At 46.4% G+C, this 26,172-nt stretch carries 20 protein-coding genes and 1 pseudogene; 7 read left to right on the top strand and 14 right to left on the bottom strand.

Features of this window, described 5'->3' with window-relative positions:
• Window positions 1–331 precede the first annotated feature (331 nt).
• From pdxA to accC, 6 genes are all read left to right on the top strand, one after another.
• Window positions 332–1,405 carry a 4-hydroxythreonine-4-phosphate dehydrogenase PdxA gene (gene pdxA / locus ABHV44_RS15440; RefSeq protein WP_459075617.1) on the top strand — a complete coding sequence of 358 codons (1,074 nt, stop codon included), beginning with the start codon at window positions 332–334 and terminating at the stop codon, window positions 1,403–1,405.
• A gap of 109 nt (window positions 1,406–1,514) precedes the next feature.
• A complete protein-coding gene (locus ABHV44_RS15435) occupies window positions 1,515–2,018 on the top strand; it encodes a YceD family protein (RefSeq protein WP_459075616.1) in 504 nt (167 codons plus the stop codon).
• Window positions 2,019–2,029: 11 nt separating this feature from the next.
• Window positions 2,030–2,224: a 50S ribosomal protein L32 gene (rpmF, locus tag ABHV44_RS15430; RefSeq protein ID WP_459075615.1), complete on the top strand. Its 195-nt coding sequence runs from the start codon at window positions 2,030–2,032 to the stop codon at window positions 2,222–2,224.
• A gap of 170 nt (window positions 2,225–2,394) precedes the next feature.
• Window positions 2,395–3,396: a beta-ketoacyl-ACP synthase III gene (locus tag ABHV44_RS15425; protein ID WP_459075614.1), complete on the top strand. Its 1,002-nt coding sequence runs from the start codon at window positions 2,395–2,397 to the stop codon at window positions 3,394–3,396.
• Window positions 3,397–3,458: 62 nt separating this feature from the next.
• Entirely contained in the window at window positions 3,459–4,022 is a 564-nt protein-coding gene (gene accB / locus ABHV44_RS15420; protein ID WP_459075613.1) for an acetyl-CoA carboxylase biotin carboxyl carrier protein, read from the top strand.
• A gap of 39 nt (window positions 4,023–4,061) precedes the next feature.
• Window positions 4,062–5,408 (top strand): acetyl-CoA carboxylase biotin carboxylase subunit, encoded by a 1,347-nt coding sequence (gene accC / locus ABHV44_RS15415; protein WP_459075612.1) that lies wholly within the window; start codon window positions 4,062–4,064, stop codon window positions 5,406–5,408.
• A gap of 36 nt (window positions 5,409–5,444) precedes the next feature.
• Here the strand turns inward: accC and rfaE2 are convergent, their stop codons facing one another.
• The 14 genes and pseudogenes from rfaE2 to ABHV44_RS15345 form a co-directional block, all read right to left on the bottom strand.
• The gene (rfaE2, locus tag ABHV44_RS15410) at window positions 5,445–5,957 is read right to left on the bottom strand and encodes a D-glycero-beta-D-manno-heptose 1-phosphate adenylyltransferase (RefSeq protein ID WP_459075611.1); all 513 of its coding nucleotides are present in this window, start codon (window positions 5,955–5,957) and stop codon (window positions 5,445–5,447) included.
• The gene (locus tag ABHV44_RS15405) at window positions 5,954–7,012 is read right to left on the bottom strand and encodes a lysylphosphatidylglycerol synthase transmembrane domain-containing protein (protein ID WP_459075610.1); all 1,059 of its coding nucleotides are present in this window, start codon (window positions 7,010–7,012) and stop codon (window positions 5,954–5,956) included. Before ABHV44_RS15405 ends, rfaE2 begins: the two co-directional genes overlap by 4 nt.
• Window positions 7,013–7,014: 2 nt before the next feature.
• Window positions 7,015–7,365 (bottom strand): aspartate 1-decarboxylase, encoded by a 351-nt coding sequence (panD, locus tag ABHV44_RS15400; protein ID WP_459075609.1) that lies wholly within the window; start codon window positions 7,363–7,365, stop codon window positions 7,015–7,017.
• 70 nt (window positions 7,366–7,435) lie between these two features.
• A complete protein-coding gene (locus ABHV44_RS15395; RefSeq protein WP_459075608.1) occupies window positions 7,436–9,364 on the bottom strand; it encodes an OmpA family protein in 1,929 nt (642 codons plus the stop codon).
• A complete protein-coding gene (locus ABHV44_RS15390; RefSeq protein WP_459075607.1) occupies window positions 9,364–10,287 on the bottom strand; it encodes a PorP/SprF family type IX secretion system membrane protein in 924 nt (307 codons plus the stop codon). Before ABHV44_RS15390 ends, ABHV44_RS15395 begins: the two co-directional genes overlap by 1 nt.
• Window positions 10,284–11,021 (bottom strand): T9SS type B sorting domain-containing protein, encoded by a 738-nt coding sequence (locus ABHV44_RS15385; protein ID WP_459075606.1) that lies wholly within the window; start codon window positions 11,019–11,021, stop codon window positions 10,284–10,286. Before ABHV44_RS15385 ends, ABHV44_RS15390 begins: the two co-directional genes overlap by 4 nt.
• Window positions 11,018–12,130, bottom strand: coding sequence for a hypothetical protein (locus ABHV44_RS15380; RefSeq protein WP_459075605.1), 1,113 nt, complete (start codon window positions 12,128–12,130; stop codon window positions 11,018–11,020). The genes ABHV44_RS15385 and ABHV44_RS15380 overlap by 4 nt, the downstream gene beginning before the upstream one ends.
• Before the next feature lie 718 nt (window positions 12,131–12,848).
• Entirely contained in the window at window positions 12,849–14,762 is a 1,914-nt protein-coding gene (acs, locus tag ABHV44_RS15375; protein ID WP_459075604.1) for an acetate--CoA ligase, read from the bottom strand.
• 128 nt (window positions 14,763–14,890) lie between these two features.
• Window positions 14,891–15,949, bottom strand: a complete 1,059-nt coding sequence (locus ABHV44_RS15370; RefSeq protein WP_459075603.1) for an AI-2E family transporter — start codon at window positions 15,947–15,949, stop codon at window positions 14,891–14,893.
• Window positions 15,950–16,088: 139 nt separating this feature from the next.
• Window positions 16,089–17,441, bottom strand: a complete 1,353-nt coding sequence (locus tag ABHV44_RS15365) for an MBL fold metallo-hydrolase (RefSeq protein WP_459075602.1) — start codon at window positions 17,439–17,441, stop codon at window positions 16,089–16,091.
• Window positions 17,442–17,529: 88 nt separating this feature from the next.
• A complete protein-coding gene (locus ABHV44_RS15360) occupies window positions 17,530–18,894 on the bottom strand; it encodes a hypothetical protein (RefSeq protein ID WP_459075601.1) in 1,365 nt (454 codons plus the stop codon).
• Between the two features lie 98 nt (window positions 18,895–18,992).
• On the bottom strand, window positions 18,993–20,204 hold the full coding sequence (locus ABHV44_RS15355) for an efflux RND transporter periplasmic adaptor subunit (RefSeq protein WP_459075600.1): 1,212 nt from the start codon (window positions 20,202–20,204) through the stop codon (window positions 18,993–18,995).
• A 2-nt stretch (window positions 20,205–20,206) separates the two neighbouring features.
• Window positions 20,207–24,575: pseudogene (locus ABHV44_RS15350) on the bottom strand (CusA/CzcA family heavy metal efflux RND transporter).
• Window positions 24,576–24,651: 76 nt separating this feature from the next.
• Window positions 24,652–25,041: a hypothetical protein gene (locus tag ABHV44_RS15345; RefSeq protein WP_459075599.1), complete on the bottom strand. Its 390-nt coding sequence runs from the start codon at window positions 25,039–25,041 to the stop codon at window positions 24,652–24,654.
• Window positions 25,042–25,317: 276 nt separating this feature from the next.
• Here ABHV44_RS15345 and ABHV44_RS15340 point away from each other — a divergent pair, with 276 nt between their 5' ends.
• On the top strand, window positions 25,318–25,971 hold the full coding sequence (locus tag ABHV44_RS15340) for a hypothetical protein (RefSeq protein WP_459075598.1): 654 nt from the start codon (window positions 25,318–25,320) through the stop codon (window positions 25,969–25,971).
• Window positions 25,972–26,172: the final 201 nt, after the last annotated feature.

Here is a 26,172-nt window from a genome sequence, read left to right as displayed (position 1 = left end):
TCTTTCCAGTAGCCTTTTAATCACTCCGTTTAGAGGAGTTGACGTCAAACTAAAACTGCGCGGGCTATCCAATTGTTTTTGCATTTAACTTGACTAAGTTGAACAGTAGCAAGTTGTCCAAAATAATACAAACTCCAATGGTAGAACCCTCGTCAGGTTTGGCAATCTTTACTTCTCTGAGGTTTTCGATCAGCATTAAAGTTTGCAACAATTTGGATCTCTGGTTACAGATTCACTGAGCATTCCTAAATTCGCAGTCAGTCGTGAAGTCTTCAAATTGCAACAGAGCTATTTACAAAAAGACCCTCGATCAGACTAAAAACTGAACGAAATGAGCAAGAAAGATAAATCTAAAATCAGAGTTGGAATCACGGTAGGCGAGATTAACGGAATCGGGCTGGAGGTGATCATGAAAACCTTTCAGGACAATCGGATGATGGAAGATATTGTGCCGATAGTCTACGGAAATTCCGAGGTGGCGAAGGTTCATCGCAAGGCTCTTGGGATTGAAGATTTTAGCTTTCACGGTGTCAAAGAAGCGGACGAGGCGCGATCCAAAAAGGCCAACATGATTAATGTGTGGGAAGAAGAGGTGAAAGTGGATTTGGGTAAACCTTCGAAGGAAACCGGGATCTTTTCATTTAAATCTCTCGATGCGGCAGTCACCGATTTGGCAGCGAACAAAATTGATGTGCTCATAACTGCGCCTATCGACAAAGACAACATTCAGAGCAAAGATTTTGAATTTCCGGGGCACACCGAGTTTTTAGCAAAAATGAGCAACGTGGAAGAGAGTCTCATGTTTTTGGTTGCTGAAGATCTGAGGGTCGGAGTGGCTACCGGACACATCCCGCTCAAAGATGTGGCTTCGGTTTTGGACAAGGACGGCATCGTGAAAAAATTGCGCCTGATGAACGAAAGCCTGATCAAAGACTTTGGCGTGCCTTCACCTAAGATAGCAGTGCTCGGCCTTAATCCACATGCCGGTGACAACGGCTTGCTGGGCACAGAAGAAAAAGAGATTATCACTCCGGCCATTCGCGAAGTCAAAGAAGAAGGAATCTATGCCTTCGGTCCTTATGGAGCTGATGGTTTCTTTGGAACAGCCAGCTACAAAAAATTTGATGGCGTGCTTGCCATGTACCACGATCAGGGATTGATTCCTTTCAAAACAATCGCCTTTGAAGACGGAGTGAATTTCACAGCAGGACTCCCAATTGTGAGGACATCGCCCGATCACGGAACGGCTTACGAAATTGCCGGCAAGAATCTGGCTTCTGAAGGTTCGATGAGACAGGCGATCTTTGTGGCATGCGATATTTACCGCAACAGACAGACGTATAAAGAAATTAGCGCAAACCCACTGGAGCCTCAGGAAAAACCACGGTCGAAATCGCGATCCTAAGCCGTAGTTTTTCAGTGGTGAATAAAAATGGCTCACCTTTTTGTTTTATTGTAAAATCATCTATCTTTGCGCTCCTTTTTAGGAAACTAAAAAATAACAGGAGGGACCTTTGACAGATTACAGGATTCCCTTTGAGGGTCTAAAACAAGGAAAGCACAGCTTTCAATTTAAATTGACCAAAGAGTTCTTTGAATCTTTTCCCTTTTCGCAACTCGAGGATGCGGAAATTGTGGCCGACATCGAACTGGACAAACAAACGTCCATGATGGTTTTTTACTTCGACCTCAGCGGAGAGCTAAACACTGTTTGCGATCGCTGTGGAGACGAAATGAAAATGCCAATCGATTCATCGCACCGACTTATCGTCAAATTTGGCGAAGAAACTGGTGAGTATGATGACGAGATTTTGATCATCGGGCACAAAGAGCACGAAGTCGACCTGTCGCAGTTTTTATATGAATTTGCCCACCTGGGCATTCCATTAAAAATCACTCACGAAAGTGAAGACGACTGCAACCAGGACGTGATGGATAAACTCGATGAGATGGAAGAGGAAGAAGAGGAAAAGACTGACCCCAGATGGGACAAATTAAAAGGAATAGGTAAAAATTAATTGATAATTCAATGGCACATCCCAAGAGAAAACAATCGAAGACGAGAACTAGAAAAAGAAGAACTCATTACAAGACTTCTGAGCCGACTTTGGGTACCTGCAATACTACCGGACAGCCGCACCTATTGCACCGCGCACACTGGTTTGAAGGTAAACTTTACTACAAAGGAAAAGTGGTGATGGAAAAAGAAGGCATGGACCTCTAATTCCGTCTGAATCATAAAGATATTTTAAGCTAGTTGAAGGGAGTGATGTCACAATCATTCCCTTTTTTATTTAGCTGTGGAAATCATTTTTCTCATCGAATAGCTATTCTAAGTATATGCTATATCTTAGCGGGCTGTGTCAACTAATTTAACCTAAGCTTAGAAGCAACATGAGCCAAATAAAAGCTGCAATCACCTCGGTTCAGGGCTACGTGCCCAATGATCTGCTCACCAATTTCGATCTCGAAAAAATGGTGGACACTACCGATGAGTGGATTCGCACTCGCACTGGAGTTGAAGAGCGCCACATTCTCAAAGAAAAGGGACTCGGAACCTCGGACATGGCCAAAGAGGCAGTTTTAAAACTTCTTGATAAAAGAGGAATTGACGCCACAGAAATAGACCTGATCATTTGCGCTACCGTCACTCCAGATCATCCTTTTCCGGCAACGGCCAATATTATTAGCGATAAAGTAGGAGCAACCAATGCATGGAGTTTTGATCTCGGTGCGGCTTGCTCCGGTTTTTTGTACGCGCTTTCTACAGGAGCTCAATTTATTGAGACTGGAAAGTACAAGAAGGTTATTGTTGTAGGGGCTGATAAAATGTCCTCAATAGTTGACTACACAGATCGCACCACGTGCGTAATTTTTGGAGACGGAGCCGGAGCGGTTTTGCTCGAACCCACAGAAGAAAATGTGGGAGTGATGGACTCCATCCTTCGCTCCGATGGTTCGGGAAGAGTTCACCTACACCAAAAGGCAGGTGGTTCGGTGAATCCGGCCTCGGAAGAAACAGTGAAGAATCGGCAGCATTTTGTTTATCAGGAAGGCCAGCCGGTGTTTAAGTCTGCAGTTGTAAAAATGGCCGAAGTGTCAGCGGAGATAATGGAAAAGAACAACCTCACTTCGGATGACGTTGCGTGGTTAGTTCCACATCAGGCCAACTTGCGAATTATCGATGCAACAGCTCGCAGAATGGGTCTCGATTCCAGTCGCGTAATGATCAATATCCAGCGCTACGGAAACACCACTTCTGCAACCATTCCACTTTGTCTCTGGGAATGGGAAGACAAGCTTCACAAAGGAGACAATATTGTTCTTTCTGCATTTGGCGGAGGTTTCACGTGGGGAGCAGTCTACGTGAAATGGGCCTACGACCCGAAGAAATGAACATTTCAGGAAAAAAGTAAATTAGCCAATAATTAGTTATAAACCCATAAAACTCTACGTTCATGAATCTATCAGAAATCCAAGATTTGATCAAGTTTGTTTCAAAATCTGGAGTGAACGAGGTAGAAATCGAACAAAAAGATTTCAAGATCACGATTAAGTCGGATGGTGCGACTACCAAGCGTGGTAAAGCTGCAAAGCAACAGCAAGAAGCTCAAGCTCAAATGATGCAGCAAATCCCAATGCCAATGCCGCAAATGCCACAGCAGCAGATGCCGATGCCACAGCAGCCCCAACAGGCGCCTCAGCAACAGCAACAAGCTCCTGCTCCGCAGCCAGCGGCTAATGAAGAAAAAGAAGACAAAGGCGGAGAGGATACTTCAAAGTACGTTGAAATTAAATCGCCAATGATCGGTACTTTCTACCGCTCTCCAAGTCCCGACAAACCAGAATTCGTTTCTGTAGGCGACACAGTGAAAGAAGGTGATGTTGTTTGCATTGTGGAAGCAATGAAACTATTCAACGAAATTGAATCTGAAGTGAGCGGTAAAATCGTGAAAGTCCTTGTTGACGACCACTCACCAATCGAATACGACCAACCACTTATGCTGGTTGATCCATCATAATTGCAGTATTTTCTGCACTAAAAAATCAAATCTGAACATATGTTTAAGAAGATTTTGATCGCCAATAGGGGAGAGATTGCCCTACGTGTGATTCGCACCTGCAAGGAGATGGGTATTGCTACAGTAGCTGTTTATTCAACTGCTGATGCCGACAGCCTTCACGTGCGTTTTGCCGATGAAGCCGTTTGTATTGGTCCTGCCAAAAGTGCGGATTCTTACCTCAAGATTCCCAACATCATTGCAGCAGCGGAGATCACCAATGCAGATGCCATTCACCCGGGTTACGGATTTCTCTCTGAGAACGCTCAGTTCTCTAAAGTTTGTGACGAAAACGGAATTAAATTCATCGGTGCCTCTCCGGAGATGATCGATGGAATGGGAGATAAGTCTGCCGCAAAAGCCACCATGGAAAAGGCGGGAGTGCCAACCATTCCCGGATCTAAAGGCTTGTTGAAAGACCTCGATGACGCCAAGAAGGTGGCTAAAGAAGTGAAGTATCCAGTGATGCTGAAAGCCACTGCCGGTGGTGGAGGTAAAGGGATGCAAGTTTGCAAAAACGAAGAAGAGCTCGAAGTGGGCTGGGAGAAAACCAGACGTGAAGCCGGTGCTGCCTTTGGAAACGATGGCATGTACATGGAGAAATTCATTGAGGAGCCGCGCCACATCGAAATTCAAATTGCCGGAGATGTAAACGGAAAAGCCTGTCACCTGTCTGAGCGCGATTGCTCAATTCAGAGAAGACACCAGAAGCTGGTAGAGGAAACTCCATCTCCGTTTATGACAGACGAGCTTCGTGAAAAAATGGGCCAGGCGGCCATTCGTGCAGCTGAAGCTGTGAAGTACGAAGGTGTTGGTACTATCGAGTTTTTGGTAGACAAGCACCGCAACTTCTACTTTATGGAGATGAATACCCGAATCCAGGTTGAGCACACGATTACCGAAGAAGTAATCAACTTCGACCTGATTAAGGAGCAGATTAAACTGGCAGCCGGATTGCCGATTTCAGGTAAAAACTACTACCCGAAAATGCATGCTATCCAGTGTCGAATCAATGCGGAAGATCCGTACAAGAACTTTGCTCCAAGTCCGGGAAAAATCATCAACTATCACGAACCGGGAGGTCACGGAATCCGCGTAGACACGCATGCTTACGCTGGTTACATGATTCCACCGTTCTACGATTCTATGATTTCAAAACTCATCACCGTTGCACAAACGCGTGAAGAAGCCATTACAAAAATGCAGCGCGCCTTGGATGAATACATTATCGAAGGTGTGAAAACAACCATTCCATTCCACATCAAGCTGATGAAGGACGAGAAGTTCAGAAGCGGAAACTTCACAACAAAGTTTCTCGATGACTGGACAATGGATGAAGAAAAATAACTGAAGTAGAAGATACTTCGAAAGAGAAAAGGCTGGTCACTGACCGGCCTTTTTTATTTTGTCTACTATGCTGGTTGTGGAGAAGCCTTTCACGAACTCAATGGCTTCAACTGTACCTCCTTTGGATTTGACTTCGGCTGCTCCCACAATGTAGCTTTTACTGTTCTTGTCAGTTTCCTGTGGGTTGTAATCTCCTCCTTTCACGAGCACATCGGGGAGTAATTCCTCGATCAAAGAAAGTGGTGTGTCCTCGTCAAAAATCAGCGTGGCGTCCACAGGTTTCAGAGATCCGATTAGAGCGGCCCTGGCAACTTCAGGTTGGAGTGGTCGCTCAGGACCCTTGCTCAATCGCTTCGTTGAAGCATCGCTGTTTACGGCCACGATTAGTCGATCTCCCAAAGCTTTTGCTTTGGTGAGGTAATCTACGTGGCCGAGGTGAAGAATGTCAAAAACACCGTTGGTGAAAACGACCTTCTCACCAGCCGATTTCCATTTTGCAACAATCGATTTGAGCTCATCGAGGTTTTTTATGACATCGGTAGCGCTCATGCCTCAGTTGTTTTGGCTTTATTCTTATTCCTAAAAGTGAGAATCAGAAAACCGGTAAAACCAGTGAGGACGATCATCAGCGTTTGGGTAGTCCAAAGTAGCGCAGCAAATTTAGCTCCGAGCATCTCAGCGGCTTTAAAGTCTGTGTAGCCAGGTCCGAGCATTCCGCCAAGTCCGAGGGCCACAAACGCAAGCGTGATGGCCGCGTGGTAAGAACCGGTTCCTCCCGGAGCGGGAACCACCATTCCCATTCCACCGGCAACGGTGATGAAAAGGCCGTCAGAGAGTGTCAGGTTGGAAGTTTCAGGAAAGCTGTAAAAAGCTACGTACGCCATCAGGAAGTACATCAACCAAATGAAGCAAGTGTGGAAAATGAACCAGCCTTTTTTCTTCATTTTACCGATAGACTGAAAGCCTTCCTTGATTCCGTTGAAAAATTCAATGAACTTAAGGTAAAGGCCAGAAGCGTAAATGCGCTTTCGCAAAATGATGAAAAGCGTCAGCAGCAGGACGAGCCCGGCAAGGGTGATGTAAACCCAAACAAAGCTTTTCTCTCCGGGAATTTCTGTTCCCGCTTCGTCTCTGGCAATCATGATCTGATCGATGAAACTGAGAAAGACATCCACGTTGAGCAGAAAGGCAAGTAGCGTGAATGACAACAAGAAAACTGAATCGATCACCCTTTCGAGGATCACCGTGCCCACGAGTTTGTCAACAGGAACGCCATCGCTTTGGTTGAGCGCAGTGCAGCGCACGACTTCTCCCGATCTGGGGATTCCCAAATTGGCGAAATAGCCAAAAGCCACTGCGTGCACGCTGTTTCCGGTTCTGGGCTTGTAGCCAAGTGGCTCCATCAAAGTGACCCAGCGAATACCACGGCTCACAATTGCCAGGTAGCCCATCACAAAAGAAACACCCAGATAAAAGAAGTTAGCTTCTTTGATGTCCGACCACATCTGTCCGAGGTCTACACCGCGGTAGGTGAGGTACAGTAGTAAGAAGCCAATGAAGAAAAAGGCCACGTACTTAATGACGTTTTTGACTTGTTTCTTCAAGATCAGGTGAGTCGGTTGGTTTCCGTATCGGGGAAAACGATGGTTGGTTTGAAAGTTTTTGCTTCCTCAAACTCGAGGTGGGCGTAGCTGATAATGATCACGATATCGCCAACTGCACACTTGCGAGCTGCAGGTCCGTTGAGGCAAACGTTTCCAGATCCGCGTTCACCCTTGATGATGTAGGTTTCTATTCGCTCGCCATTGTTGATGTTGACGATCTGAACCTTTTCACCTTCAATAAAATTGGCAGCGTCCATCAAGTCTTCATCGATTGTGATGCTGCCGATGTAATTCAAATCTGCTTCGGTGATGGTCACACGGTGCAGTTTTGATTTCATTACTTCAATTTGCATGGGGCAAAATTAGTATTTTTTCTGTGCTTCACTGTTGAATGAGGTCCGCTCAACGAGTTAACGCACAGACTTATTTTTCGGCTGCAAAGATACGGATTTCCGTCCTTCGGTTGATGGCGTGCTGGTCCTCATCACAATCACTTTCATCGTCACAATCGTTGAGCAATTCGCTTTCACCCATCCCTTTTGCGATAATTCGATTTTCGGGAACTCCTTTTTCAACAAGGTACTTTTTGGCTTCCTGAGCTCGCCTGTCTGAAAGTTTCATGTTGTATTCGTCAACTCCTCGCGAGTCCGTGTGGGAGGTCAGTTCAATTTTCACGTTCGGGTTCTTCTTCAAAATCGTCACCCATCTGTTGAGTTCTCGCATCGAGATAACATTGAGTCGATACTCATCTGTTGCGTAGTAGATATTGTCAACCACAAATTTCTCGTCATTTCTAATGTTGACCTTTTTGTTGGATTCGTCAACGATTTCTATTCCATCATTTTCCGAAGCTCGTTCGTAAACCGCTTCGTTTTTATCGTTCATCGGCACGGTGATTTCCTCATCGCCATCGTAAATCACCAGACTTAAAGAGCGATCGTCTTCGTTCATTTTCAGTTTATAAGTGGCGTTTGGTGAGATTTCCGAGAACTTGAAATTTCCAAAATCGGTGGTGTAGGCTAGCGCCATGAGCTCACCGTTGTCGTCCAAAATGTAGATCGGTTCTCCTTCTTCCACTTCCTCTCCCGATTCGTCAACGACTTTTCCTTCAAGGTCGATTTTCAGAATGCTCTCGTCCTCGTTTTCCTTCATCGCCATAGGCGGAATTTCGTCATTCGGCAGAATTTCAAAGATGAACAGCCCATCTTCATTCTGCACGATTCGCTGTTTTTTTCGACCATTTTCATCAGTGAGAAAAAGCACTGCACAGCGATCGATCTCGGGACTGCCACTGTCCAATTCAATGGAAAACTGTTCTTTTTCGCCAATTCCGGTCATCTTGAATCTACCTAACGAATCAGTTCGCGTTCTCAAAACCACCTCGTTTCGGGTATTTCTCAAAACGATGGCAGCGTTTCTTACCGGAGTGCCCTGGCATTCAAACAAACCGTGGCGAACTACTCCGTTTTGCTCAGCACTTGATTTTTCAAAAAAGTAGAGTGCGTCTTTCCCTGTTCGGTTTGAGGTGAGAAAGCCCTGATCTTCGTACTGATAAATCAGAAGGAAATCGTCCTTTTCAGAATTGAAAGGCTCATCGAGGTGACTAACTGACTTCCACTGATCGCTTCTGCTGGCGGAGTAGAGGTCGAGCTGGCCGATGCCTCCGGGCCGATTGCTGGAAAAGTAGAGTTGATCACCCCACCACGATGGGAAAATCTCATTGTGTTTACTATTCACTCCCGGCCCAAGATTAATGGGCTTAGTCCAGCCCGTGTCTGATTTCAAACTCACGTATATGTCCATTTCGCCTTCGCCTCCGGGCATGTTGGAACTGAAAAATAGTTGGTCGCCTGTTTCGCTCATCACCGGGTGAGCCAGGTGATAGTTGTCACTATTCCAGGGAAAGGAGTAGGGCTGTGACCACTTTCCGTTTTCGAAGTAAGAGTAGAAGATATTGAGTGTTTTGCTGCTTCCGGAAAAGTATCCGTTGGCACTGGAGAAAAAAATCACGGAGTCTTTTGGGGAATACGAGGCTGAGCCATCGTCATAAAATCCATCGAGCTTTCCTGAAAGTTTCTTAGGACTTTCCAGTTGACCAGCTTTTTCACCAAACTCAGCGAGGTGAAGCGAGTATGTTTTTTGAGCCTGACGATCGATCGTGTTGATCAGGTTTTCTTTTTCTGCAATTGAAAGGATTAACTGATTTTGAAAAATGCCTGTGGCCATCAGGTCCTGATCGACTTTGGGTACCTCAATTTTTTTGATACTCGTGCTTTCGGCCTGGCCCAAAGCCAAACTTGCAAGGCAGAGCAGCGAAATGAAAAATGCTATTTGACAAAGTCTTTTCTGCATTAAAAATATCTGATTGACGGTGCTGATTTTCGAAACTGAAAATTATAGCCCAGGAAAATTTCGTGGCTTCCGGTTTGACTGGCTTCGAGCGGATTAGTGAGTAAATCGAACGAGTAGCCTACGCGAAATCTCTTTGTGACATTCCACTCGGTGAAGAAAGACGGACCGAAATTTTGCCGGTAGCCAGCCCCAATCCAAAGAATGTCGTCATAGAGAACTGAGGCAAATCCTTCGGCCTGGGGTTTTACGTTTTCGGCCATTCGCAACATCGCAAAAGGCTTGAGTTTCCATTTTTCTGAAAGGGTAAAAACTCGACCTACAACTGCATTCAGGTGGTAGTAGCTCCGCGCATTGCTGCCATCGACAAAGACGAGATCTGCCGGGAAAATATGAGTTCCCTGCACTCCGATGTAAAATTTTGAGGTGTTGAAAAACAGCGCTGCATCAGTTGTAGGCGTAAGAGAGCTGAGATCCCCTCCGAGCAGGTAAATGTCGCTTTCATCTTTAGCTGTGAGTTCGCTTACTTTCATGGTTTGCTGCAGGGCTCCCGCTTGCAATCCGAACGATAGCATTCCCTTGGCAAACTTGATTTTGTAAGAAAAGCCAAGCTTCGCAGAAAACTGATTGCGTGCTCCGATACTTTCATTTCTCACCTGAAGTCCTACGCCAAACTTGTCGCGCTGAATGGGGCAGTGAAGAGAAATCTGCTGAGTGTTCGGAGCTCCATCGAGCCCGGTCCACTGATCGCGATAACGAATGGCCGTGGCCAGCCCGTTGTAGTTTCCGGCATAAGCCGCATTTACATCGTATAGGTTGAACGAGTGCTGTGTGAAAAGCCACTCCTGTTGCGCACCGGCCGAAGTAGAAATCACAATCCCAAGAGTGATGAAAACAAGTCGATATGTTTTTTTCGCCCAACTCATCTCAGCAGTTCGATGTATCCGTCAAAAGTTAATCCTCCAGCCTCTACCACATAGAAATAAGTTCCATCGGGAAGCTCGCTCCCGTTGTCGCCTACTCCTCGAAATACAGTCGTTTCATTGTCGTAGTTGTCGGCTTCCCAAACTGTTTGCCCCCATCGATTGATAATTTTCACCGTGTTTTGCTCGTATTCCGCCAAAGTGATGTTTTCGATAATCCAGGACTGGTTGTCGGTGGCTCCGTTGGGAAATAGCGTGTTGTAAAAGCTCAACTCGCAATCCTGGGAAATGTCCATCTCGCTGATTTGAATCACCGCTGAAAAGCTGCAGAATCCCGGGCCGGTAACTTCGAGCTTGTAGCTCCCAGGTGAAACACCACTGAGAATCAATTCTCCGGGTTGGCCATTCCAAAAAATCTCGTATTCGTCAGTCGCGCAGCCACTGATTGAGGTGATTTGAATGTTGCCATCAGAGCCGTTAGAGCACTGCGGGAAGGCAACCTGATAATCCACTTGCAGCGGATCAATTTGCTCGGGCTGCTGAAATCCCTGAGTTAGAATTGTGTTTTCCGAATCGCCCGTGGTGTACTCCGGCTGGCCCGCTGTGGAGTTGATTTTCACTCCTTCGCCTCCGGTAAGTGCAAAAGGCGAAATCACCTGCCTCGAGATCGTGACTTGTGCCGAAGCAAAAGAGACGATCAAAAAGAATGCGATGAAAATTCCTGTGTTCAATCTCATAAACCGGTTACTTTTCCTTCGATTACCCACCAGTTGCTGCCATCGCTCAGTAGAGTTGCGTTGTTTCGTTCAAAACCTGTCAGTAAAGGATTGGCAAACCCATCAACCGTTTCGCTTCCATTGGTTTCGATGATTAGGTCGTTAGAAACGGGATCGGTTGGTGGCAGCGCATAGCGTTTCAAAATGTAAATACGACCGGGACAGGAGGAGGCTGGAGGCAGTGAAACAGTGACATCACCACTGGTTACGTTTGCGAGAATCACGTGGTGAGTGTCATCGAGAACTACAGTCTGTGGCCCTGTAGCTGAAATGAAATTCACACCCATGGAGCCATTCAGCTCGAGTGTGCTCTGAGGATTATTGGTGCCAATCCCAATGTTGTCAGTAGTGTTGTGAACACCGGATGTGTTTTGAACCCAGTCGCCATCATCTACCAAAGATTCCAGAGGAACTACAAAACTGACCGACCCCTCGGTTACATTGAGGTTGGTGCCATCGAGTTCAATCACGGAAATGGCTTCGTTGGTTGTGTCGTTGTCGAGATCCTGAAAAGCAGGCAGAATATCTACCGTAAAAGTTTCTCCCGCCTCGGTGATCGTCAGGCTGCTATTGGTGAGCGTAAAATCGGTGATCAGCTCGTTGTTGGGGTTAGCATCCGCATCGTTTACATCGAGGGCCGTTTTTGCCAAATCGCTGTAAAAAGCAAAGGGCACTGTAAGGAACTGGCTGGTGCCGATTTCTTCGTAGCCCAGTCCCTGATCGATTTCCACTTTCAGAAAGAATGCTCCGTCTTGCCAGGAAATTTGAGCAATCGTTGCCACTTGTCCATTACCGGTGTTAGTTCCGTTGCCGATCATCAGGTCGAACAGTCCGAGCTCGGAAGTTGTGACAAGGTGCTCCTCTTCGTAAACGAGCTCCCCGTCAGCTTCTTCTGCAAGTATTCCCAGTCTTACGTTCAGGTTTGTAGTGATCAAGGGAGAGCCGTTGTTGTCGCGGGCAACAGCCTGGTAGCTGATTGCGTCCGGCACCGACTGCGCTATGATTAGATCGCTTTGCAGCAGAAAAAAGAGGCAGAAGATTGTCGCGAGAATTCGAAGCAATTTCGACATGATGGGTCAGTTTTTAGAACAGTATGAAATTAGGCTTTAACCCTGCCTGCACTTCGCACGCTAGTAGAAAATATCAACACCTCAGATTGGATAGACTGCAGGGGTGTATTTCCGCAAGTTTCCACAAAAGGAATTGCTACATCGAACTTGATCAATTCCTTCCCTTTTGTCTCGATTCCGCTCGACAACCGGCCTGCCCACGCACTAGCGGCTGGTGCGGTAGGAGGTTCTCGAGCGGAGTCGAGAGAGAGCGTGGCGATCAGAGTAAAGTGAGTGTCTGTATGTGATTACTTAATTACCATCAACTAAACAAGTATCGGAAAAAGAGCCATTATGTATTACATCATTTTGAGAAAAGCTGAGATGGAATAAAAAAATCCCCCAGCAAAATTTCACCGGGGGATTAGGTTTATGAGGGTTTTCATTGAGTAAAAGCGATTCTCGATTTTGTATGAACCTGAGTTTGACTCATATTTATAGTTTCAGATTTTCATAAAACGCAATAGGCAAGGCGCTTTTGAGAGGATCTAGCGAGCTAAATCGAACAAGAGCAACGTAGCATTATTGCGTTTTATGAAAAAATTCTTCGAATTCCGCTTTTAAACAGCAATTTCCGGCCTACAAGTCTGTTGAAATAGCTCGCTATTCCTTCCAAACTTGTAGTTGAAACTCACTGTTTAGAAGTGGTCTGAAGCCTAAACTATGAATCGAACTCAGGTTATGAATCTTTGCGTCCTTCAATGATTTCATCCACCACTTCAGGATCTTGCAGCGTGGAAGTGTCACCGAGATTTTCAAAGTTGTTTTCGGCAATTTTCCTCAAGATTCTGCGCATGATTTTTCCGGAACGTGTTTTAGGTAAACCGTTGGTGAACTGTATTTTGTCCAGTTTGGCGATCGGCCCAATGTGCTCCGTGATCACCTGATTGATTTCCTTCTTGAGATTTTCATGCTGACGACTTTCGCCCGTTTCTTTCAGAATGATAAATCCGTAAAGGGCATTTCCTTTCACATCGTGCGGGTAACCTACAATGGCCGACTCGGCAACAGCAGGGTGTTCGTTGATTGCATCTTCGATAGGAGCCGTGCCGAGGTTGTGACCGGAAACAATCACCACATCATCCACGCGACCGGTGATGCGGTAGTAGCCCACGGCATCTCTGAGTGCTCCATCTCCGGAAAAATATTTGTTGTCGAAAGCCGAGAAGTAAGTGTCTTTGTAGCGCTCGTGATTTCCCCAGATCGTGCGCGCCATTCCCGGCCAGGGGAACTTGATACAAAGCCTGCCGTCAACCATGTTTCCTTCAATTTCTTTTCCTTCTTCGTCCATCAGCGCTGGTTGCACACCGGGGAGCGGGAGAGTGGCGTAAGTAGGAATCGTTGGAGTAACATAGGGAATCGGAGCTATCATAATCCCACCGGTTTCTGTCTGCCACCAGGTGTCGGCAATCGGGCTACTCTTTTTACCCACATTGTCGTTGTACCAGTGCCAGGCTTCCTCGTTGATCGGCTCTCCAACGCTGGCCAGCACTTTTAGTGAAGACAGGTCGTGCTTTTCGATGTAGTCGAGGCTTTGTTTTGCCAGCGCTCTGATGGCTGTTGGAGCAGTGTAAAACTGATTCACTTTGTGTTTCTCCACCACTTGCCAAAAGCGGCTGTAATCCGGATAATTCGGTACACCTTCGAACATTACTGTGGTGGCTCCATTCGCCAAAGGTCCATAAACGATGTAGCTATGACCGGTGATCCATCCGATGTCGGCCGTGCACCAATACACATCATCATTCCTGTACTGAAATACATTTTTGAAAGTGTAGGCTGTATAAACCATGTAGCCAGCGCTGGTGTGCACCATTCCTTTTGGGGTTCCTGTGGAGCCCGAAGTGTAGAGCACAAACAGCGGATCCTCAGCATCCATAATCTCTGGTTCGCATTCGTCCGAAGCTTTGTCGAGCAGTGGTTGTAACCACTTATCGCGGCCGTCTTCCATGTGAATGTCGGAGTTGATTCTTTTGGCAACGAGTACATTCTTTACTCCCGGGCATTCTTTTAGAGCTTCATCAACGATTCCCTTCAGGTCAATCGTTTTGGCACCGCGATAAGAACCGTCTGAGGTAATCACCATTTTGCAATCGCTGTCCTTAATTCTTGTGGCGAGAGCCGTGGCCGAGAACCCGGCAAAAACCACGGAGTGCACCGCGCCAATTCGGGCACAGGCCAAAAGTGAAACAGCGAGTTCCGGAATCATTGGCAGGTAGATGCAAACACGATCGCCTTTTTCGATGCCATTTTCTTTCAGCACGTTGGCGAACTTGTTCACTCGCTCGTGAAGCTGATTGTAGGTGATATGCTGAGCTTTTTCTTCAGGGTCATTGGGTTCGAAAAGGATGGCTGTTTTGTCACCTTTTGTTCTCAGGTGACGATCGATACAGTTTTCCGAAACATTGAGTTTTGCACCTTCAAACCACTTTATTTCCGGTTTGCGAAAATCCCAGCTCAATACGTTGTCCCAGTGTTTTCTCCAGAGGAAATGTTCTTCGGCAATTTCGCTCCAAAAAACTTCCGGCTCGCGCACCGATTTTCGGTAAACTTTAAAATATTCTTCTAAATGCTTGACGTGGTAATTACTCATAGGTTATTATGAAAAGGTTTTTAAATAATTCTTTGGAAGAAGGATGAGAAAAGTAAGGTAGAGCGAAATTTACAGAATTATTTCTACAATTTCAGAAGGCCGCTTTTGGCTGACGGAGATTGGGGATTTTAATTCTCTGCAGGGTCGTCTCCGAGTAAAAAACCATAAGGTCGGGAAGAGGGGTTGTTGTCTAAAATCACCTTGAGACCACCGAGCAGCGGAATGAAGAGAATCATTCCCGATACACCCCAAATAATTCCTCCCAGAACGATAGCAACCAGAACAGCAAGAGGATTCAGTTGAACATGGCGCCCCACGATAAGTGGTGTGATGATGTTGTTTTCCAGGATCTGAATTCCCCAGAGACATGCCAGTGTGATGATGGGGTAAAATAGGCCGTCCTTGGTAATCATGACGTAGAGAATCGAAACAAGCGATGCGATGAAAACACCCACAAAAGGAATGAGGTTGAAAACAGCCAGGAAAATCGCAAAGAAGATGGCGTGCTTCACTCCAAGGATAGTGAACAAGAGATACACCAAAACAGCAACTACAGATGTGACTACAACCATTCCGGTAAGGTATTGCTGAACCACATTGGTGGATTTCCAGACCGTGTGCAAAACGGCATCGCGGTGTTCGTTTTGGTAGAGCAATTGGAAAAACTGCTTGATCCGATTTCTGTAGAGCAAGATGAAGAACGTATAAACCGGAAGCATCCCGAGGAATACGATGGTCTTTACAGTGTTCGAAAGGGCAATGCCAATAGAAGAAACACTGTCTTGCAAGAAACCACTGATGCGATTGAAAAACTCTGAAGGCTGTTCCTTGTAGGGGATTCCTAGATGACTGTCGATGAATTGTCTGAGATCTTCGAGGTGGTTGTTGAGCTTGCGCATGAGAACCGGCATATCGTTCAGCAGGTTCCCGATTTGGGAAGAAAGTAAAAAGATCACTCCACCGATAATGATCGTGAGAATGATCACGCTGCCGAAAGTTGCCAGAACTCTGTATCGGAGCCACCTCTCAAGTTTCTTCTGAATCGGCAGAATCAAAAGCGAGAAAAGCACGGCCCAGCTCAGTGGGAGTAGCAAGGTTCGCGCATAAGTCATCGCGACTATCACCAGAGTAACACCGATGGCGATGAAGGCAAATTTGGCGTAAGTCGGAAAATTTTGAGTTGACACTTTTGGTTGAGAAAATGATTAACTGAAGCTAAAATAGCTCAACTGAAACCTTTATCCAATGACTGAGATCATGCAAGGGCAAAATAAAAAGAGCGGCTCCCTGGCCGCTCTTTCCAATGATTGATTTTAGTTCGCGCTTTTACGCGGAAACCTTCTGGTTGAATTCTTTGATAGCTACGCTCAAATCGTAAACATCGGTGTTGAGTTTATCTTCCAGAATGCTCGCTCCGGCAGCAGACCTAAATCCACCTGCACAATGAACCACAACGGGCTTGTCTCCTGGCAACTCATTGGCTCTCTCGCGCAACTCGTGTAGCGGAATGGCGATGGCATTTTCAAAAATTTTGCCTTCCTTCACTTCCGAAGCGTTGCGGATGTCGACAATGGTGAAGTCGGATTGGTTGGACTTAAACTTGTCGAGATCGAGAATTGGCGTTTTCTCTTTCAGGTTTCCTGTGGCCACTGCTGCGCCTCTGATTTGCTTCTCGTAGCCGATTTTTGCAGATCGCTTAATGGCTCCTTCGAGTTGCTTTTTATCCGAAGCTACAAGATAAAATTCCTCTCCGGGGTTCACTGTAGATCCGAGCCAGGTTTCAAACTTGTCCCCTTCGGTAAGCATGATGTTGATCGATCCTTCAAGATGGCCTTTTTTGAATTCCTCTTGCTGGCGCACATCGATAATGAGCGAGCCACCGGGAATTTCGTCAGTCCCACTGAGTCGTTTTACATCGGCAGTACTTTTCTCAAAAGATTCTGCACCTTCTTTATTGATGTCAACATCGTAACCAAAATACTTTGGAACAAACGGCTGGTCTTCGAGCAGAGACTTCACAAAACTCTCTTTGCTCATTTCCTGAAGCGCCCAGTTGGTCTCTTTCTCCTTGCTCATAACACTCGAGTTTTCACTGCTCATGTTTTTTCCGCAAAGCGATCCCGCACCGTGAGCCGGGTAAACCAAAGTTTCGTCTGAAAGCTTAAGCAGCTTGTTGTGGATGGTGTCGTACATGTCTTCCGCCAACTGCTCTCTTTTGGCTTTTATTTTGCCGGCACTTTCGCGCAAATCGGGTCGACCAACGTCTCCTACAAAAAGGGTGTCTCCGGTGAAAGCCGCCTGTTCTCCGCTATCCCGATCGGTAGCAACAATCGTGATGCTGTCTGGCGAGTGCCCCGGAGTGTCGATGGCTTTGAAAGTAATTTTGCCAATTGACAGTTCTTTGCCTCCGTCAAAAGCCTCGTGCGGGTAGTCGGCACCTACTTTTCCGCTAACGTAAATGATAGCGTTTTTCTCTTTGTGGATTTGCAGGTGACTGCTCACGAAATCTGCGTGAGGGTGTGTTTCAAAAACGGCAACGATTTCAGCGTTTTGCTCTTTGGCGAAATCGTAATAAGGCTTTGGATCGCGCGCTGGATCAACAACTGCCATCTTTCCTTCGCTCACCACTGCATAAGATGCGTGAGCGAGTGCGTCATCATAAAATTGCTTGATATTCATTTCTTGTCTTTCTTTTTTCAGTTATTAATTTAACAATTTGACTTTCAAATTGTGCTCAGTTTTTATCTGAGACTTTTGCTCCGATCGGTCAGAAGTTGACGTTTGCGATCAGATTGAAATGGTGAAAGTTCGTTCTGTAAGCCATGTCCTCATCGGTCATCTCGTCTGGGTCTTCGCTAAGCCTTCCAACGTAGAGAAAGCTCACCTCGAGTCCCTTCAGCAGGTGGCCAAATTGATGAGTGATCGTTGAGGTCACTTGATTGTAAACCGGCAAATTGTATTTATTGAACGCTACGTTGTTCCTTCCGGTGGACTCAACACGGTTTAGGAATATGGATAAATCCAGAAGTTTCTGCTTCGCCTTTCTCAATTCGTAAACCGCTCCCAGCTGAAAGATGTCCAGATTTCCCAGGCCGTCTACCCAGCTTCGTGGCTGCGAAACGTAAAAGTTTTCTCTTCCCATTTCTCTCGGGTAAAGAAACCGACCGTTGTCAAAGGCGTGGAGGTAAGCTCCGCTGAATCTGAAACATCCTTTTTTGAATCCCGCCTGACCGGAAATTACATCCGCTCGCTCATCTGGCTGCACATACCGCTCTGCGTAGTCCAGCTCCGATTGCTTTGGTAAAGGGTGCTGATGAACGTACTGCACTCCGGCAAAGAATTCATCGTTTTCCCAGTCGGACTGAAACCAGTAGGTGCTTGAAATTCTATCGAAAACGTAAGCCCAAATCTGATTGGTCCAGGATTCTGAAGAGTGATACTTGTAACCAACAACCGCCAATCCGCGAGAAGAGGCAGTTTCGTGATATTCAGCAGGGGTTCCATTTGGTTCAAAACCATTTCCAGACTGACCAATGGCTTCGTTGAGGTCGTACCACTCGGTCATACCACGGGGCGAAACTCCATTGATGAATCCAATTCGAGCTGCGTGATTTTTTGTTTCAATCCCACTCCAAAAGCCGCGGTAAACAAATGGTTTCATTCGTCCATCACGCATCAAGAGGAGTGGCCCTTCGTTGATGTTTTGCTTTCCGTAGGTGATCCAAAATTGTTTCGACCGATAGCGCAAATAGAGCTCCTCGAGTCTGTCCAGGTCATTGCCGACTTGCGGTCGGTGAACATCATAGAGCTCAATCTCCCACTTTGCCGAAGCACCAGGGTCTTCCTCATTGTACAAATTTGAAGAAGCTGTGCGATAGGTAAAAATTCCTTTTACGCCAGCTTCGAACCCTTTCCAGTTGGCTGTGCTGTAGTGAAGAGCACCTCCTGTAGCGTTGGTCCAAAAGTCGCGGTCATCGCCTCGGTTGTTGGTGGCCATGAAATAGTTTCGGAAGTGGCCATGGAAGTGACCTTCCGAAAATACTTCTCTTATGTTGTGTACAGCCAGCGAATCTTGATGTTGCTGGCCCCAGCAAACAGAGAGGCCAGCTGCTGACACAACTGAGAAGGCCATTGCGATTATTTTTTTCTTCAAATTCACGGGTGCAAAATTCTTTGATTGCTCGTGAAACTGAAGTAACCAATGTTACGCGATTGTGCTAAAGCCCTGCATCAGTGGCTGTGCTCTGCTCCTTCTTTGTCCTTTTCGGCCTGCAGGTAGTAAGCATTGTTTAGTGCGAAATTGGCCTCCTCCGGGATCTTCTCACTAAATTCTACAGCCGTCCATCCTTTGTACGACTTTTTTGGAGTGAGCTCCACAGCTGTAAATTCCCATTCTTCAGGGTCCTCGGGCGTTCCCTGCTGCGCCATAAAAGCCATGAAATGACTGCCCTCGCTCACGATGGCTTGCTCGGGAAGGGCTGCGAAATTCTGGCTGTCAACATGAATTTCACCCTGGATGTACATTCCCGGAATCAGGTTTCCGGTTTTGTTGTTGATCTCTGCATGAATGTGAATGGCTTTTGGATCTTGCTCGAATTTTTTACCCACGGCATAAATTACTGCAGAAAGCTCCTGGCCGGGAAGAGACTCTACTGTGAACGTGATTTCCTGTCCCTTCTCTACCTTGGCTACGTCTTTTTCAAACACCATGAGGTCGGCATGAATATGCTCCACATTTACGATCTCAAAGAGTGGTGTATCTGGTGACACGTACTGACCTGTTTTGACTTCAACCATCGTGATGCTTCCGTTGATGGGACTTTTTATTGGTAGCTTTTGATAGAATTCCCCCTCCCTGATCCGATCGGGGTTGAGGCCAAGTTGGCGCAGTTGTGCTTCGTGACTTTTCACAGTAGACTGAGCGGTGAGATATTCTGATTCCGCCTGTTGAAATTCTTTTCCCGAGCCGACTTCGCTTTCGTAGAGCTTTTTCTTTCTCTCAAAGTCTTTCTTCAAAAACTGAAGGTTGTTATACGCTTTCAGGTAAGTGCTTTGCAACTCAGTGAGACTCGGGTGCGATAGGTATGCCAGCGTTTGACCTTTTGAAACATCGTCTCCTTCGATTACTTGAATGTCGTAAACATTTCCGCCCAAAATGGCGGTGACTGTCGCTTCGTTTTGAGGGGGGACTTCCAGACGGCCGTTGGCCATAACCGAGCTTTTCAAATCGCGCATTTCCATTTTGCCAACTTTCATTCCGAGGTCCTGAAACTGGGCGGCAGTGAGGTGCACTACATTTTCGCTGTGATGTTCTTGAGCTGCATTGTCAGCTTCATGGTTGTGATCGTCATGGTTGTGCTGATTGTCGCTGCAGGCGGAAAATAGTACCGCGGCAGTAAAAAGTGAAAAAAGAGTTGATCTATTTATGATTGATGTTCTCATGATTATTCGTTGTTAGAGCTTAAAAAATATTCGAGTTGAAAACGAGCGTTGAGAAAATTCTGAAGCGCTTCTTGAGCCTGCACTTCCACCTGCACGGCTTCGCGCATATTTTGAATAAAAACGGTGTAGTCGATAGCGCCCTCGTCAAAGGCCAGAACCGTTCCCTTCCGTTGTTCTTCGGCAAGAGGTAGCGCTTCCTCGCGATAGAAGTTCAGGGAACTTTGCCATTTCAGAAACTCCTGTACTGCGGATTGATAGCGCGCTTCCAGTTCCATTTCTTTTTGGAGCAGCTGTTCGCTGGCAATTTCTGTTTGGATTTTAGCTGCCTGCGATTGCCCCCGGGTTTGCATAAAAAACAGCGGAATGGAAATGCCCAGCTGGTACTGATAAAAACCGGTCTCACCGAGGATTTCCTGAGGTCCATACTGCGCATTGAACTTCGGGAAGTACTGCGCATTCACTGCTTTTTTATTGGCCTCGGCAAGGTTTTTCTTCTCACTTGCCAATTTCAGTTCCGGGTGAGTTGTAATTTTTGACTCAGGCATCAAGGGTGTCGACCATTCTTCTGGCATTTCTGCACTAGGAGCAAAAGAAGAATCTGTAACCAGCCACAAGTTCAGCTTACTTAGGGCCGCAGCGTAGTCGTAGTCGGCCTGCTCCTTTTGCAGCTTCATCTTTTTGGCCTGGTTGGCAGCCGACAGGTATGCTAGTTTCGAGGTTTCTTCCACTTCAAACCTCAGCTGAGCGCCTTTTTCAAACTCGGTGTAAATCGAATCGATTCGCTCGAAAAGCAAGAGCTTTTGACGAGCTACCAGCGCATCACCGTAGGCTGATTTTACCTCTCTCTTCAACTGCTCAATGCTGAGGTTGAGTGCAGCTTCAGACAATACAACCTGTTGCTTTTGAGCTTTCATTTTTGGAGCAACGCCCAGCAAGTCGATGTTTTGTTGTTGAACACCGATGAAAGTGTATACCCCTTCGCCATTTTTTACTTCTTCGCCAGCGGTAAAAACCTGCGTTTGACCGAGGTCCCAGGCGGTTTTCTTCAGTGCTTCGCTGCTTTCAATTTGCAGTCGCGCGGCTTTGAGCTGTGGATAGTTTTCCAGTGCTCTCTCGAGAAATTCTTCTATCGAAAGCTCCGGAAGATCATCTTGCGATTGGGCCGGGCAGAAGCTGACGCTCAGAAGCGAAAACAACACGATGAAAAGTGAAACGGGCTTTCCGTTCTTTTTGAATTTATTGTTGTGCAACATCTGTCTGCGTTTTTTCAGTTGATTTTTCTGTCCACCTGTAGAGCACAGGCAGGATAAAAAGCGTAAGGAGAGTAGCAGTAAAGAGTCCGCCAATCACTACGGTAGCCAATGGACGCTGAACTTCTGCTCCCGATGAGGTGGAAAGTGCCATGGGCAAAAAGCCCAAAATGTCGGTCAGTGCTGTGAGCAAAATAGGGCGGATTCTTCTTCTCGCTCCCATCCTAATTCTTTCACCCAGATCGGTGACACCTTCTTCTTTGAGCTCGTTCCATCCGCTGATGAGCACCAGACCATTGAGCACCGCCACTCCAAAGAGCACGATGAATCCAATTCCTGCGGAAATACTAAATGGCATGTCGCGCAGCCAAAGAGAAAACACTCCACCAATTGCTGCGAGGGGAATGGCCACGTAAATCATTCCCGTCTGCTTCACCGATTTTAGTGCAAAGAAGATCAGAATGAAAATTAGCAGCAAAGCCACGGGTACCACGAACTTCAGTCTCTTTGTGGCTCTTTCCAGGTTTTCGAATGCACCACCGTAGCGGATGTAGTAGCCTGGCGGAAGGTCGAGCTCGGCATCCAGCTTTTGCTGAATTTCTTCAACCAGAGATTGAATGTCTCGACCGCGTACGTTCACCCCCACATAGGTTCTGCGGTTGGTGTTGTCGCGACTGATCTGCATCGGCCCCGGCTCGTAGCTCACCTCAGCCAGTTCTTTGAGTGGAATCTGACTGCCATTAACCGTGGTAACGAAAAGTGATTGAAGGTCACTGATGTCGTTTCGGGAGGCTGAGTCCAGTCTCACCACCAGGTCAAACCGTCTTTCTCCTTCGAAAATGGTTCCGGCTTTGCCACCTGCAAAAGCCGTTTCGATCAGCTTGTTAACTTCGCTCACGTTAACCCCGTACTGCGCCAACTTTGCGCGGTTGTAGTCCACCGTCATCTGGGGTAACCCCGAAGTCGCTTCCACTTTCATGTCACCAACGCCCTTTACTGTACTGATGATGTCGCCCATTTCTTGTGCTTTTTCAGCCAAAACATCGAGGTCTTCACCGTAAAGTTTTACGGCAATGTCTTCGCGGACTCCGGTGAGCAGCTCGTTAAATCGCATCTCAATGGGCTGGGTGAATTCGTAGTTCACTCCGGGAATCACACTGATACGTTCCTTGATCTTTTCAATCAGCTCTTCTTTTGTTTCTGCCGAAGTCCATTCGTCTTTGGGTTTCAACGTGACGATGCAATCACCAACGTCCATCGGCATGGGATCGGTAGGAACTTCAGCAACACCAAAACGAGTCATGGCGTGATTCACTTCCGGGAAATTGTCGAGAAGGATTTTTTCGATCCTGGTGGATGTTTCGATACTCTCGCTGAGTGAACTTCCGGGCTTGAGGATGATGTGAAAAGCCAAATCGCCCTCATCGAGTTGTGGTATGAATTCGCCTCCCATTCTGGTGAAAGTGAAAATCGCCAGCGCCAGCAGCACCACAGCAGAACCGATCACCAGGAATGCTTTGCGAAGTACGCGAGCCAGTGTTTTCTCGTAGATTTCTTCTAGCTTTTCTACGATTCGGTCGCCCCACGACTTTCGCTCTTTGCCAGAAACGCGAATGAAGAGCGCAGAAATCATCGGAACGTAGGTGAGGCACAAAATCATGGCGCCCATCATGGCAAACATGAAAGTGAGTGCCATTGGCTTAAACATTTTTCCTTCTACTCCTTCGAGAAAAAGGATGGGCAAGAAGACAATCAGGATAATGAGTTGGCCGAAGAACGCAGAGTTCATCATTTTCGAAGAAGCCGAGTAGGTGGCATCATCGCGCTCCTGCTGGTTCATTGTTTTTCCTTTTCGCACTTTCTGATAAATGAAAAATACTGTGCCTTCCACGATGATGACGGCTCCGTCCACAATGATTCCGAAGTCGATGGCACCCAGACTCATGAGGTTGGCCCACACGCCAAACACGTTCATGAGGATGAAAGCAAAAAGCAGCGCCAGTGGAATTGTGGAAGCCACAATGAGACCGCCACGCCAGTTTCCGAGAAGGAAAACAAGAACGAAAATCACGATGAGCGCACCTTCGAGCAGGTTGTTGCCAACGGTTGACGTGGTTTCTCCGATCAGCTCGCTTCGGTCCATAAACGGAACGATTTCCACGCCTTCGGGCAGCGACTTTTGGATTTGCGACATGCGCTCTTTCACCGATTCGATGACATTGTTGGAGTTGGCACCTTTCAGCATCAGAATCATTCCGCCAACGCCTTCTTCACCGTCTTTGGTGAAAGCACCGTAGCGAATTGCACTGCCCATTTTTACATCGGCCACATCGCCAATGGTAACTGGAATTCTGCCGCCAGGCTTCACCACGATATGTTCGATATCGGCCACATCGCGCGCCAGTCCTTCACCGCGAATGAAGTTGGCAAGGTGGTTTTTTTCGATGTAGGCACCACCTGTGTTTTGATTGTTCTTTTCAAGTGCCGCAAAAACATCGTTGATGCTGAGGTCGATGGCTCGAAGCTCATCAGGGTCAACAGCCACTTCGTACTGCTTTAGTTTTCCGCCAAAGGCATTAACTTCTACCACGCCCGGAACCATGGCCATTTGACGCCTCACGATCCAATCCTGAATCGACCGCAGCTCGGTGATGGAATACTCATCTTTATGAGCCGGGTCTACTTCCAGCGTGTACTGAAAAATTTCGCCAAGACCAGTAGAGATGGGCCCCATAAACGGGTCGCCAAAGCCCTGAGGGATTTCGTCTCGCACCCGGTTGAGCTTCTCGCTCACGAGCTGGCGTGGGAGATAAGTGCCCATGTCGTCTTCAAAAACGACTGTCACCACCGACAGTCCAAATCGCGAAACAGATCGGATTTCGACTACTCCGGGGAGGTTCGACATCGAGACTTCCACCGGATAGGTGACAAACTGCTCAATGTCTTCGGTACCCAGGTTTGGTGCCTGCGTGATCACCTGAATTTGATTGTTGGTGATATCTGGAACCGCGTCAATCGGAACGCGTGTCATGCTCCAGATTCCTGTGCCGATGAGGGCCAGGGTAAATAATCCTATCAGGAGTTTGTTCCTGATGGAAAAGGCAATGATGTTATTGATCATTGGAAAAATGACTTTAATTCAACTTCGTGAAAATTGGAAGCGGTGCACAAACCGCCATAAATCAGAAAGAGTTGAATTAAGCCTGGGGTGGTTGAAAAGGAGCCTCTGAAAAATCGATGCTTGGCGAGGCCTTGTAGAACGAGCTCAGTGATGCATTGAGTTCACTATCCACTGGAAGATCGAATTGCACTTGTGCTATCTGGAAAGTGGTAGCGTGGCAGTTGTGCCCATCGCCCTGAAACGGCAGGTCATCGTGCTTGTCGTTGTGGTTTTCTTCGTGCGAACTCATGTCGAAGTAGTGTTCAGCGAGAAAACCCCAAAATGAATTATCGCACTCCACCTTGTGCTCTTCGAAATGCTCGAAAAGAGAAGGGAGTTTTTGGATCTCGCAGCCCATATCCGCAAAAGGGAAGAGCCCTTTGGCGAGGAAAAGAAAGATGAACGCTATGGCTGCTAGTGATCTCATTGACTTTTGCGAAGGTAATAATTTAGTTTTTGACTGTAAATCTGAGTTCTCGCATTTACAAAGCCACTTTTTAAAAAGTTGGGAAAACTGTACATTGGTCAGTGAAAGACCTGGGCAAGTAGAGTGCATTGAAGATTTGCAAAAGTCAGTTGGCGAAAATGATGGCGTATAGGGTTTAACTTCTTGATAAACAGTTAAATAAAATAATCAGCACATAGTTGGATAAAGAGACATGTCACTTTAGCAACAGTTGTGCGCAATTTAAAATCGACAAAATTGAAATCACTAATCATCTCATTTTTCATTCTTCTAAGTCAAAATTTAACAGCTTTTGTAATCACCGTACGTGACTACATTGTCTTTGAAGGAGATACAATGATCATGTTGAATAGTCCTTTAGAACCTTATTTCGACTTGTTTCCTGATAAATATCCTGAAACTGACGAATATTTATATGGCGCGACAAAACAATATTTTGCTACGTTCGAATTCAAAGACTCTGTTTTATACTTGACATCTGTAATCACGAGAAGGTATGATCAAGACAGCTCTTTAATACAAATGAATGTGATTTCTGAAATTTTTGATGGTCGACAAAAAGTGGAAATGAACTGGCTCTCATCTTACCTCGTATTTGGGACCGACATATTAGGACATGAAAGGGTTGTTGGAAACCAGAAAAATGAAGACTTTTTCATAGTTCATATTGAAAATGGAAAGTTGATATCAAGGAAAAAAACCTCCCCAAAACAGATAAAAAGATTTAGACGCAAATTATTCAAAGAATTTGTCGACACTAGAGAATATGAGTATTTATCAGAAAAATACTTTAATATGAAACAAAAGAGAATCGAATCTATATTAGGATATAGAATATTCGATCTTACATCGAGAATTGAAAAAGAAAAAACTGCGCACAACACAAAATAAACGCAATGCGGCTTTATCCGTTCTTCGTTTCATGTTCACGGTCGACAAAAACGTGTTCCGTAATTTTAACTAACGTTGGACGAAGCCGCACTGACGTTTATTAAATACGTTGTGGTTAATTGCCCGCTGGCCGAAAAAAGAAAAAAAGAAAGGCGCACGCTCAAGGCTGGCGCCCAAGGCTAACCCAACACACCACACAGG

Origin of the sequence: Halocola ammonii, assembly GCF_049334165.1 — a bacterium.
GTDB lineage: Bacteria > Bacteroidota > Bacteroidia > Flavobacteriales_D > Sanyastnellaceae > JBEGHD01.
The sequence above is the reverse complement of the archived record's forward strand: the minus strand, read 5'-3'. Positions and strand labels throughout refer to the sequence as shown.